The 11,732-nt window shown below is 50.0% G+C and carries 14 protein-coding genes and 2 pseudogenes; 7 read left to right on the top strand and 9 right to left on the bottom strand.

Annotation, left to right across the window (positions count from 1 at the left end; translation table 11 throughout):
• Nucleotides 1–187: 187 nt before the first annotated feature.
• Entirely contained in the window at nt 188–1,213 is a 1,026-nt protein-coding gene (locus IM303_RS07700; RefSeq protein ID WP_193359779.1) for a phage portal protein, read from the bottom strand.
• A 1-nt stretch (nt 1,214) separates the two neighbouring features.
• A pseudogene (locus IM303_RS07705) lies at nt 1,215–1,394 on the bottom strand (oxidoreductase); the annotation flags it as partial.
• A gap of 11 nt (nt 1,395–1,405) precedes the next feature.
• Here IM303_RS07705 and IM303_RS07710 point away from each other — a divergent pair.
• From IM303_RS07710 to IM303_RS07725, 4 genes and pseudogenes are all read left to right on the top strand, one after another.
• Nucleotides 1,406–2,562 (top strand): annotated as a pseudogene (locus IM303_RS07710) (phage late control D family protein).
• A 76-nt stretch (nt 2,563–2,638) separates the two neighbouring features.
• Nucleotides 2,639–2,860, top strand: a complete 222-nt coding sequence (locus IM303_RS07715; RefSeq protein ID WP_193359830.1) for a DNA-binding transcriptional regulator — start codon at nt 2,639–2,641, stop codon at nt 2,858–2,860.
• Between the two features lie 135 nt (nt 2,861–2,995).
• Complete coding sequence (locus IM303_RS07720) at nt 2,996–4,240, top strand: AAA family ATPase (protein ID WP_193359780.1); 1,245 nt, start codon at nt 2,996–2,998, stop codon at nt 4,238–4,240.
• The gene (locus IM303_RS07725) at nt 4,240–5,097 is read left to right on the top strand and encodes a DUF4435 domain-containing protein (protein WP_193359781.1); all 858 of its coding nucleotides are present in this window, start codon (nt 4,240–4,242) and stop codon (nt 5,095–5,097) included. The genes IM303_RS07720 and IM303_RS07725 overlap by 1 nt, the downstream gene beginning before the upstream one ends.
• A 217-nt stretch (nt 5,098–5,314) precedes the next feature.
• On the opposite strand, the gene IM303_RS07730 is transcribed toward IM303_RS07725, so the two are convergent.
• Nucleotides 5,315–5,611, bottom strand: a complete 297-nt coding sequence (locus tag IM303_RS07730; RefSeq protein ID WP_069732833.1) for a YciI family protein — start codon at nt 5,609–5,611, stop codon at nt 5,315–5,317.
• Nucleotides 5,612–5,833: 222 nt separating this feature from the next.
• Between IM303_RS07730 and tonB the strand changes: the two genes are divergently transcribed.
• Nucleotides 5,834–6,556, top strand: a complete 723-nt coding sequence (gene tonB, locus IM303_RS07735; RefSeq protein ID WP_193359831.1) for a TonB system transport protein TonB — start codon at nt 5,834–5,836, stop codon at nt 6,554–6,556.
• A gap of 38 nt (nt 6,557–6,594) precedes the next feature.
• Here the strand turns inward: tonB and yciA are convergent, their stop codons facing one another.
• The 4 genes from yciA to IM303_RS07755 form a co-directional block, all read right to left on the bottom strand.
• Complete coding sequence (yciA, locus tag IM303_RS07740) at nt 6,595–6,990, bottom strand: acyl-CoA thioester hydrolase YciA (RefSeq protein ID WP_028013420.1); 396 nt, start codon at nt 6,988–6,990, stop codon at nt 6,595–6,597.
• 104 nt (nt 6,991–7,094) lie between these two features.
• Nucleotides 7,095–7,634 (bottom strand): septation protein A, encoded by a 540-nt coding sequence (locus IM303_RS07745; protein WP_028013419.1) that lies wholly within the window; start codon nt 7,632–7,634, stop codon nt 7,095–7,097.
• A 56-nt stretch (nt 7,635–7,690) separates the two neighbouring features.
• Nucleotides 7,691–8,434 (bottom strand): YciC family protein, encoded by a 744-nt coding sequence (locus tag IM303_RS07750; RefSeq protein ID WP_193359782.1) that lies wholly within the window; start codon nt 8,432–8,434, stop codon nt 7,691–7,693.
• Between the two features lie 25 nt (nt 8,435–8,459).
• Entirely contained in the window at nt 8,460–8,864 is a 405-nt protein-coding gene (locus IM303_RS07755; RefSeq protein ID WP_048998823.1) for a YkgJ family cysteine cluster protein, read from the bottom strand.
• Between the two features lie 281 nt (nt 8,865–9,145).
• On the opposite strand from IM303_RS07755, the gene ompW reads away from it, so the two are divergent.
• Both ompW and IM303_RS07765 read left to right on the top strand, forming a co-directional pair.
• Complete coding sequence (ompW, locus tag IM303_RS07760) at nt 9,146–9,778, top strand: outer membrane protein OmpW (RefSeq protein WP_048998821.1); 633 nt, start codon at nt 9,146–9,148, stop codon at nt 9,776–9,778.
• Nucleotides 9,779–9,922: 144 nt separating this feature from the next.
• Nucleotides 9,923–10,132 carry a hypothetical protein gene (locus IM303_RS07765; protein ID WP_048998820.1) on the top strand — a complete coding sequence of 70 codons (210 nt, stop codon included), beginning with the start codon at nt 9,923–9,925 and terminating at the stop codon, nt 10,130–10,132.
• Between the two features lie 156 nt (nt 10,133–10,288).
• Here IM303_RS07765 and yedF read toward each other — a convergent pair whose 3' ends face one another.
• The gene (yedF, locus tag IM303_RS07770) at nt 10,289–10,522 is read right to left on the bottom strand and encodes a sulfurtransferase-like selenium metabolism protein YedF (protein WP_048998819.1); all 234 of its coding nucleotides are present in this window, start codon (nt 10,520–10,522) and stop codon (nt 10,289–10,291) included.
• Nucleotides 10,519–11,730 (bottom strand): selenium metabolism membrane protein YedE/FdhT, encoded by a 1,212-nt coding sequence (gene yedE, locus IM303_RS07775; RefSeq protein ID WP_048960531.1) that lies wholly within the window; start codon nt 11,728–11,730, stop codon nt 10,519–10,521. The genes yedF and yedE overlap by 4 nt, the downstream gene beginning before the upstream one ends.
• Between the last annotated feature and the right edge of the window lie 2 nt (nt 11,731–11,732).

Genomic DNA, 11,732 nt, shown 5'->3' on the forward strand with positions numbered 1-11,732 from the left:
AGGCGAGGCGGGGATAGCACTGCGCGCCAGACGTGGTGACAGGATTTATTTTGCGCGTCTGTGCGCGTCGTGGTGGCGTGCTGCGCTGTGGAAGGCGCTCAATGTGATGCGGTAGTGATTGCGTCGCGTGCGCGCCGTCTAACGTGCTTTGAGAGTGTGCCGCCCGGAGGCGGCATTTTGGGCGGGTTTAGTCGGTATCGATGCTGTAATCCTTAAAGCGGATCACCACCATTCCTAACCAATCATTAATCTCTTTAAACCGCTCCTGCAGCGGCGTCAGCTCGTTACGTACAAATACCCGCGCCACCTTCTCGATATCGCCCATCGAGCCGATATTTTCAGGCTTGCAGCTCATGAGCTGGAACGGCACGCGGTGCGCATCGAGCAGGTCAGCGGCGCTCACCTTCTTGATGTTAAAAAAATCTTCCTCCGTAGCGACTTCACTCAACGGCACAATCTTGATGCCATCCGGTTTCCCGCTCGGGGCGTAGAAAAACAGATTTTTGAAATTCCCGAGTCCTTTCGAGTCGTGCATCGCGGAGCGCAGCGCCTCGACGTCGGTGCTGCTCTGTGCCGCGTCGTTCACGTATATGATGTAACCCGCGTGCGCGCCGTTCTGGTAATACTTGCGGCGAAACAGCGTGGCGGATTTATTCAGCCAGGCGGAATTGAGCGCGCTCAGGTATTCCGGCATCCCGTAGAGCTCCTGATTGATATCGGGCTCAAGCAGATGAAACACCGAACCGGGGGCGAACTGGTGCGGGTGGGTAAAGCTCGACACGTACCAGTAAACGCCATCCTCCACGCCACGGCGGGTGTATTTGGCCGGTGAGGTTACCAGCTTCATGAGCTGGCCAGTCACGCTCATGCGCTTTTCGAGATAGCCGTTTGCAAAGACCAGATAATCAAGCACAAGGCGGCTGAAGTCCTGACGCGACAGCAACGGGTAAGGGATAAAGGTGCTGGTAAGTATGTTGCGCTTGACGTAAATCGGGGAGCTGTGGTGCACGGCAGCGCGCAGGCTTTTTGCCAGTCCCGAGAAGTTAACCGGCGGCTCGTACCATTTGCAGTTATTGATGCACTCGACATAGTCGAGGATGTCGCGGCGATCCAGAACGGGTGACGGCTCTCCAAAGGTGAACGCCTCCATTTTCTGCGGCGCGCTGGCGGTCATGCTGGTCTGTTTTGGCTGTTTCTTTTGGCGTTTTTTCATCTTAGTTAATATCCAGAATGGAGCTTGATTGCATACCGCTACCGGCGGAAAGCGGCTCGTTTAACAGCGCGTGCATGGTTGCCCACGCGATATCCGCGTGGCTGGCTTCCTCGCTGCGACTGGCTTCATAGGTGGCGCTGCGGCCACTGGTGGTCATCGTTTTGCGGATAGCCATAAATGACTATTACGGGAATGGATATTCAGGCCGGGGCGAAAATAGCCCCGGCGTTTATGCTCAAGCTGGATAACGAGGATATCACGCAGGATTTTAGCGACCGCCATATCAGCCTGACCATGACCGACAATCGCGGATTCGAGGCCGAGCAGCTCGATATCGAGCTCGATGACACTGATGGTCAGATAGCAATGCCACCGCGCGGCGCAACGTTGACGCTGTGGTTAGGCTGGCAGGATTCCGCGCTGATAAAAAAAGGGAAGTTCACGGTCGACGAAATCGAGCACAGGGCGCGCCTGATACGCTGACCATCCGGGGGCGAAGCGCCGATTTTCGCGGGACGCTGAACTCTCGCCGGGAACAGTCATGGCATGACACCACGCTCGGGAAAATTGTTGAAACGATTGCGGTACGCAATAAGCTGGCCGCCAGCGTGGCCGACACGCTGAAAGCCGTCGCCGTGCCTCACATTGACCAGTCGCAGGAATCCGACGCGGTGTTTCTGTCCCGCCTGGCTGACCGGAACGGGGCGTCGGTTTCGGTAAAAGCGGGAAAACGGTTATTCCTGAAAGCGGGGAGCGGTAAGACGGCCAGCGGAAAGCCCATTCCGCAGATGACGCTTGAGCGCGGGGACGGCGATCGTCATCAGTTTACCATTGCTGACCGGGAAGCCTATACCGGCGTGACGGCAAAGTGGCTGCACACCAAAGACCCCAAGCCGCAAAAGCAAAAGGTGAAGCTCAAGCGTAAGCCCAAAGAGAAGCACCTCCGCGCACTGCAGCACCCGAAAGCGACCAAAGCCCCGGCAAAGGCCATAGCCAAGAAAGAGCAGGAAGCGCGCGAGGGCGAGTACATGGCCGGTGAGGCTGACAACGTGCTGGAGCTTACAACCATCTACGCGACAAAGGCGCAGGCCATGCGCGCCGCTCAGGCGAAGTGGGACAAGCTGCAGCGAGGCGTTGCGGAGTTTTCAATCTCGCTGGCGATTGGCCGGGCAGATTTATTTCCTGAAACGCCAATCGCGGTGAAAGGGTTTAAGCGCGTCATAGACGAGCAGGAATGGATAATCAGCCGGGTGGTGCATAACCTTAACGGGAGCGGCTACACGACGGGCTTAGAGCTTGAGGTTAAGGTTGCGGATGTGGAGTATGAAAGCGAAGAATTAGAACAATGATATATATTTAACTATTTGTTATGTAAGGGTAAGTTTGGTAAAGTTAGCGCATCGGAAATTAAATGAGGTGCTCGCCATGTTTCACTGTCCAAAATGCCATTTTGCCGCTCACGCCCGCACAAGTCGCTATTTTACTGACACGACCAAAGAGCGTTATCACCAGTGTACAAACATCAATTGCAGTTGCACGTTTGTCACTACTGAGACGGTCGAGCGGTTTATCGTTTCACCGGGTGAAATAGTGCCGGCGCCGCCTCATCCGACATCGTCAGGTCAGCATCAAATGCAGTGGATTTAAGATGATAGTCATAGCATGTTAGATACTGATTTGTGTTACCAATGATAATAATTCATGTGGTATATTGCATATCACATGAAGTTACTCAATCATTAATCTTTAGTTAATATCTATCGTCAGTATAAGGAATTCGACTTGAAATTAATTCATCTGAAAATTGATAAGTTATTTGGACTTCTGGATTATGAGATTCCGCTAGATCATCATGAGATTACTATGCTTACAGGTCCTAATGGGTATGGTAAGACGATGATTTTGAAGATTATAAATAGTATCATTACTAACGAATTAAACATATTTTGTAAACTAAAATTCGGTTCTGTTAAAATTGATTATCAAGGTGGTTCTGTTCAGATTACGCAAGATGCTAAGAAAGACACTTTGATATTGAATCATCTAGATAATCACTCTGGAAAAACTCTCACTGAGAAGCTAAAGTTAGAAAAAGCTGAGCCTAGCATGGAGGAGGTTTTCTATATACGTTGGAATGGAGGGGAGGCTAAACCGAAACAAAAACCCCAACCTGATAAACCCCTAACTTCCAAACTATTAAGTGCGATTACATCGAGTGAAGACGTTTCCTTTATTTGTGCTGACCGATTACAGGTCAAGGCTGATGATGAAACTGTAATCGATTTATGTGCAAGAAAATTAAAAGATTTAATGGAAAGTGCTCAAGATGATTCCGCCGAATTATCTCAAAGATTGGATGCAACATTTCCAATTAGATTGTTTGATCGTTTAGAACAACAAAAGCGATTTTCATCAGAGAATATTCAAGCGCGTCTAAATGGTATACAAGATAAACGTCGCCATTATATGAGGTATGGTCTTATTCAGGGCGAGAATGACCTCATGCCTGAAAAAAGCACAAGCCTCTATAGTAGTAATGAATATTTAGGCGTTTTAGATCTTTATATTGAAGATGCGCTCGGAAAATTATCACCGTTCCAGATGTTACATCAAAAAATTGATCTATTTGAAACAATATTGCATGAAAAGATCCTAGCATTTAAAAAAGTGATGATTGATAGAGAGAATGGTTTTTATTTCGAAAGTTTAAACGGCGATTCGATTGACCGAAATATGCTTTCATCAGGTGAACAGAACCAAGTGGTGCTTCTATTTAATCTTATTTTTGATCTCGTTTCTCAAAAAGTAATCCTAATCGACGAGCCTGAGATATCGCTGCATGTTGCTTGGCAACAAACTTTCTTGGATTCACTTAAGAAAATACAAAAAATAAATCAATATGAGAAAGTGATTATCGCTACACATTCTCCTCAGGTTATCAGTAAAAATTGGGACTTGACTTATGATCTTTATGAGATGATTAAAAATAAGGATGGAAAGCAACAATCTTCAGAAGGTAATGAATAATGATATCGTTACGTGATGCTCTTAGCGAAGATAATTGGCTTAGTAGTGTGAGGTTAATGTTTAATAATGAAATGCATCGTCATAGCATACTAATTGTTGTAGAAGGGATTACTGATATAAGATTTTTCAATACCTATCGGTTAGACAATCGATTGATATATGAATCTCCAGAAAATGGTAAAAGAGAAGTTATATCTGCAGTGAATGAGTTGCGACAAGCTGGGAATGATGCTGTTTACGGCGTGTGCGATGCTGATTTTGATGGATTAAGTGGAATAACTTATGAAGGAGTATTTTATACAGATGCCCATGATTTAGAAATGATGCTAGTTAAAGGTGGCGTAGTCGATAAATTTATAATGTCGCACACAAAGCGTAAACTTGTTCAAGGTGATTTAGCAGAATCATTTTGCCGTAAGGTTAAAGAAAATATTCTTTGTGTATGCTATCGTGTCGGCTTGTTGAAGTGGTACAGCTATCTTACTCGCAGTAATCTAATTTTTAAGGGAATGAATTTTAGAGAGTTTATTACCATAAATGGCAGTGAGGTAATTATAGATGAAATTGCCTTCGTGCGTCATATCTTGGCTAAGAATAGAGCTTATGCCGGGTTATGTGAGTATGAATTGCACAATGAAATGCGTAAACTTGAAATAATGTCTCCAGAGCATTTTTCAATATGTAATGGTCATGATTTTACTAGTATTCTTAAACTGTTATATGAAACAGATATTTCTTTAAACAAAAATATGCGATTGGATGAAATAGACGGTTACATGCGTCTGAGTTATGATCAACCTACATTTAGAACAACGAATTTACATTCTTCGTTGAAAAATCTCTTACGGTTGCATTGATTGTATGTTTATAACTATTAATAAAAACACAACTTTGTAGCCTCTTGCATGACTGCAGAAAGACCCTAGTTACGCTTAGCCAAAATCTAAGTATTAGCCCCGAAGATGCGGGGCTTTTAGTATCGATGTGGTCAACATGTGGACGTGACCGGAAATAAATCCTTTTATTTCATTGTGTTGAAGCGTTCACAAAAGCTCCTGAGGGAGCCTTTTTACCTCAGAACACTTTCTTATACGGTCGCACCGTCACTTTCGCATACACACCCGCCGCAACGTATGGGTCTGCGTCAGCCCAGGCCTGCGCCGCTTCAATAGACTCAAACTCAGCAATAACCGTGGAGCCAGAAAAACCGGCGGCTCCCGGGTCATTGCTGTCAACAGCAGGCATTGGACCTGCGGTCAGCAAACGGCCTTCGTCCTGGAGCAGCTGCAGGCGAGCCAGATGGGCAGGGCGAACAGAGAGGCGTTTTTCGAGGGAATCAGCGACATCTTCAGAGTAAATCACGTAAAGCACGGTGAAGCTCCTTAAGCGTTATAAAGTGTCAGTTACGTTATGTGAAAGGGCAATTGACTGCAATGTAAAGATAAAAACAACGTTAATACCCCGATCTGGATGTCCTTTTTTTGACCACTCCTGCGCTTAAATTGCGCCAGAACAAAGTGTCTTATTGAATATGATTGCTATTTGCATTTAAAATCAGGGTCCGGTTTTTTAACGTTGATGATTATGACTTCGATGACCCTTGATTTACCTCGCCGCTTTCCCTGGCCGACGCTGTTGTCCGTCGTGATTCACGGTGCCGTCATGGCGGGTTTGCTCTACACCTCGGTTCATCAGGTTATTGAAATGCCCGCACCCGCCCAGCCGATCTCGGTAACCATGGTCTCGCCAGCGGATCTCGAACCGCCGCAGGTTGCGCCACCACCGCCACAGCCGGTTGCTGAGCCTGAACCGGAACCCGAGCCTGTACCGGAGCCACCGAAGGAGGCACCGGTGGTGATCCACAAACCTGAACCGAAGCCAAAACCTAAGCCGAAGCCAAAGCCGGTGAAGAAGGTCGAGGAGCGTCCTAAACGTGAAGAACGCCCGGTTGAACCGCGCGCGACCCAGCCGGTCGAGAATGCAGCGCCTTCGCGTCCGGTCATGAATAACAGCGCACCGGCGGCGAAGCCGACGGTTGCCGCACCAGCGGGCCCACGTGCGTTGAGCCGTAATCAGCCTCAGTATCCGGCGCGGGCTCAGGCCTTGCGTATTGAAGGTCGCGTACGGGTGAAATTTGACGTCACTGCGGATGGCCGCGTGGATAACGTGGAAATCCTGTCTGCGCAACCTTCTAATATGTTTGAGCGCGAAGTGAAGTCGGCGATGCGCAGATGGCGCTACGAACCCGGTAAACCGGGAAGCGGACTGATCGTGAACATTGTTTTCCGCCTGAACGGCGGGGCGCAGATGGAATAAAAAAAGCCTCCGAAAGGAGGCTTTTTTTTGCCTGCCATTCAGGCTGGCGGAAGCTGACGAGGTTTACCCTCGCTATCGACAGCGACATAAATAAACAGCGCTTCAGTTGCTTTATAGCGCTGTCCAATCGGTTCAGAAGAGACTTTCTTCACCCAGACTTCAATGTTGATGGAGATGGATGTATTGCCGCGCTTTACGCAGCGGGCGTAACAGCAAACCACATCACCTACCGCAACCGGGCGCAGGAAGGTCATTCCATCCACCCGCACGGTCACCACGCGTCCGTGAGCAATCTCTTTTGCCAGAATTGCGCCGCCCATATCCATCTGCGACATCAGCCAGCCGCCAAAAATATCGCCATTGGCATTGGTGTCAGCGGGCATTGCCAGTGTGCGTAAAACCAGTTCGCCCTGAGGGGCGTTATTTGTTGTCATTGTTTTAACTCATAACGGAAGACTTCAGGCGGGATGCTACTATGATTTCACAGCGGAGAGAATAGACCAGAACGCCTGTCGAACACGTTCTGGTCAGTCAGCAATCAGTGCTTGTCGTCCTGCGGCATGTGGCGATAGATATAAATGCCGCTTAGCAGGGTGAATATCAGCGTCAGGGCCGTCAGGCCGAAGACCTTGAAGTTGACCCAGATATTCTGTGGCAGCCAGAAAGCGATATAGATATTGGCAAGACCGCAAAGGATAAAGAACACGGCCCAGGCGATATTCAGGCGCGACCAGACTTCCTGAGGCAGCGTCAGCTCTTTGCCGAGCATGCGCTGGATCAGCGGCTTTTTCATCACCCACTGGCTGATGAGCAGCGCACCCGCAAACAGCGCGTAGATCACCGTAACTTTCCACTTGATAAATTCATCATTGTGGAAGAAGAGGGTTAGCCCACCGAATACGGCGACCAGGACGAACGTTACCAGCGCCATTTTCTCAACTTTACGGTAGCGAACCCAGCTGTAGATCAGCACAACCGCTGTCGCAATAATCAGCGCTGTGGTGGCAGCATAAATGTCATACAGTTTGTAAAACGCGAAAAAGACCACCAGCGGTAAAAAATCAAGAAACTGCTTCATTCTGTGATTCCATCTTCTTTGTTGAGCCGGGCCCTGTCATGCACCCGGCATCAGGGTTACTGACGAATTAACATATACAGGCGGAACAGATAGACAAGCAGCACCGCTGAAATCAGGTTGCTCAGTGTATTCGCGACCACCGCGCCAACGTTCGGGGTTAATACCGCAAAACTCGGTGCAAACAGGAGCAGGAGCGTTTTTGCCAGCAGCCAGGCAATGACTGCGGGAGCCACCAGACGCATATTAGCCCATGCGAGTCGGATGCTGCTGCGCATCGCGGTAAAAATTCCCATTTTATCCTGCACGACCATTACTGGGGCAAAAGCGAGCACAATAGCCAGTAAGACGCCCGGCACCACAACCAGCATAATTCCCATCTGCACCAGCATGGTGGTTAAAAAGATCAGGATAAACAGCTTAGGTAAGACCGGCGCGCTGGCGCCAATTGCCCGCAAGGCGCTGACCCGGTGGCCCGCCGACACCAGTTGGATCATCAGCAAAACGCCGCCCGCCAGAATGGCGTTACCAATCAGGCCAGAAAACGTGGATGCGGCAGACGCCCGCAGCAGAATTTGTTGCTGCTCTGGCGTCATGTTTTGCACCAGTTCAAATAGCCCCACGCTTCCTGCAAGATGGTCGCCCTGGCTCAGGCTGGCAATCTGTTCTTCACTCGGTGAGAACGCATGACCCAGCACCACAGTGATAAAGGCGCAAAGCAACGCGATCAGTAAAAAGGTAATGAACTGATTGCGGAAAAAATTTCCCGTGTCACGGTAGACAGACTTCGCCGTGATAGACATGCACTCTCCTTGAGTATTGCAGGTGTTAATTAGCCGGCAATTGTACACCGGATGAACCTGCTGTGGCAGCATCAAGGCTTGTATGGAAAAGCATATCTTTGTAAAGCGGCGGTAATCCAAAGCGCGCGCGGGCGCGATTACAGGCTTCGTTGACCTGCCCATCTTTCCCCGACATGGCAAATTCCCGGCACGGGCTGGGGCGATCCTCATAGATTGCGCACCGGGTCGAAACCCCGGGCTCACCTTGTAAGGCCGCGCAGCGGGCCTGCTTTTGATTGGTGCCGCTCATGCAGCGCAGAAAGGGGGTTAACGGCTCAGTAAGATGAACCGGAACGGTACCGCCGCCATCGCTGGCTTCAGCCCAGTAGAAAGAGACTCGAAAATACGCACAACAGGCTCCGCACGTCATGCACGGGTTAACTTCACTCATGGCACACCTGCAAAAAAGAACGCATCAAATCAACTTGTGAGAGCGATAAATTATCCAGCCGACAGAGGAAGAGCAAGAGGGGGAAAAGAGAAAATTTTGTAACTGTGAAATGCCAAAAATTGACATAGAAACAACTTATTGCTTTTCAAAGCGCCACAAAAAATTAACCCAGATCAATGAATGTTAACTTACTGGTTTTAATGTGATCTGTGGCAGATCACTTATTACTCTTTTGTGAGTATATTCTCATCCGCGATTAAAACCACAACGATGGAGCGGATATGAAAAAATTAGCGGTGGCAGCCCTTGTATTAAGCAGTCTCTCTGGCGGCGCGTATGCGCATGAAGCAGGCGAATTCTTTGTTCGTGCCGGTTCGGCTACGGTTCGCCCAACTGAAGGATCGGATAACGTACTGGGGATGGGCGGTTTTAACGTCAGTAACAACACCCAGTTAGGTTTAACATTCACCTGGATGGCGACGGATAACGTTGGGGTTGAGCTTCTGGCGGCAACGCCGTTCCGTCACCGTGTCGGTCTTGGTGCGACCGGTGATATCGCCACGGTTCACCATTTACCGCCAACGCTGATGGCGCAATGGTACTTTGGCGATGCCAGCAGCAAGGTGCGTCCATATATTGGCGCGGGTGTGAACTACACCACCTTCTTCGATGAGAAATTCAACGATACCGGCAAAGAAGCAGGACTCTCCGATCTCAGCCTGAAAGACTCGTGGGGTATGGCTGGGCAGGTTGGTCTGGACTATCTGATTAACCGCGACTGGCTGATCAACGCCTCGGTCTGGTATATGGATATTGATACGGACGTACGCTTCAAGGCGGGCGGCGAGCAGCAAAGCATCAATACGCGTCTGGATCCGTGGGTGTTCATGTTCTCTGCGGGTTATCGTTTCTGATCCCCGTCAAACTGGCCACAGGGTGGCCAGTTTGCTTTGCTCGCTTCAAAACGACGGATAAACCTGCCGCTCATCAAGCTTTACGCAGTGCCTCAGGATCTTTTCCCCATCATATAAATAGCTGAAAGCGTCGCTGGACAGGGAATGGAAGAGAATATCACCGTTGGCAAACGGGATAATTTCGGTATCACCCACACGTTTATGACCCGCGCCAGTTTCAAAATGACCGCGCCATCGTTCCTGAGTATGGTCATAGACGTGCAGAATAACCTCGACAAGTCCTCTTTCCGGGCAATTAAGACGCAGGAAGGTCGAAGAAAAATTCAGGGACAGTGCGTGGAAGGGAATGAATAAGGCGAAAACCAGTAAAGCTCGTAAATACATCAAACCGCGAAAACCTCCTTCAACAGGGAAATGAGATTTTACTTAAGTCAAAAATCGCGTTTTTGCCGTGGATCAACATGGCTTATAATTCAATAGGATAAAGGCCCCTTGCGAGGCCCTTAGCGATCATTTTTGAATCAGATAGCGAATGGTTGGGCCATCCTGCTGGATATCCAGCACCGTATAACCGTGGTTTTTTGCATCCAGCGGAATGTTGTTGATGGATTGCGGACAATCGCTCACCACCTCCAGAATTTCACCTTTTTCAAGCTGCGGCAGTGCCTCAAGCGTGGCAACCGCCGGATACGGGCAGGGTTCACCGACCATATCCAGACGATAGTTGGGGACGATCTCTTTCATGCAGCGTTCTCCTGCGTTTCAGTTTTGACGACGGCACGGCGGAAGAAGCGTTTCTCCTGCGCGACAACCAGTAAAAAAGCGACCAGCAGCAGGGCATAAGTCACCAGCAGGCCGCCGAGAGGGCCGAAAGCGCTCAGCAGGTTAACCTTGTCCCAGTTTGTGGCAAGCACCGGGGACACGTCGTCCCAGAAGTATGCGAGGAGTGTGGATCCAAGGACATTCCCAAGCCCGACCCACCAGTAGTGCACCTGTCCCTCAACCGCGCGGTACATCCAGCCGGTTTCACACCCGCCCGCCAGCACAATCCCGAAGCCAAACAGCAGACCGCCAATCACCGCGTTCGGGCCAGCCCACATGATCTTCGGTTCAACACCGAGCTGAACATAGCTGAAAATGCCGATAGCGCTCACCGCCATGCCGGCAATGATTGCCTTCGCCATCATCGTCCTTCCGGTGATCCACATATCGCGAAACGCAGAGGTAAAGCAGATCTGCGCGCGTTCGATCAGCAGGCCAAAGCCGACGCCGAACAACATCGCCAGGCCAAGCTTCGGCTGATTCATCGCTGTGCAAATGGCCCATGCGATCATAGCAAAAAAGACCAGCATACCCAGGCGGAAACGGCGCTTTGCCTGCTCCGGTTTTTGGGTTAGCGGGGACGCCGCGCTGACTTTTGTCATTTTCACCGGAATGCGGAACAGCGGCAGAAGGGTGAATTTTGCTCCGAAGTAAGAGCCAATCGCCGTGGCCACGGCAAAAAACCAGGCATGAAGGGAGAACTGCGGAATCCCCGTAAAGAACGCGGCCAGATTACAGCCCATCGCCAGGCGGGCGCCAAACCCGGCAATCATACCCCCGACTACCGCCTGCATGATGCGAACGCGGCTTTTGGGCATGCGCAGCTTAACGTTGTTTGCCCACAGCGCCGCAGCGAAACAGCCGCCGAACATGCCGATAATCATCATTCCGTCGATGCGGGTAAGCGGGGTGCCGTCCAGGTGAATAAGTTTGAAGTATCCCCACTCTTCGGTGTGTACGCCTGCGAGCTGCAGCAGTTGCCCACCCCAGCGGGTGAATTCACCGGTGACGGCCCAGAAGGTGCCGGTAATGCCGAAATAATAAGTAGAGAGAATGCCTGCCGCGATGACGGCCGGAACAGGTGACCAGAACTTAACCAGGTAAGTCTGTTTGAAGGATTGCCATGACATGA

This window comes from Enterobacter cloacae complex sp. P38RS, from assembly GCF_014930775.1.
GTDB classification, from domain to species: Bacteria; Pseudomonadota; Gammaproteobacteria; order Enterobacterales; family Enterobacteriaceae; genus Enterobacter; species Enterobacter bugandensis.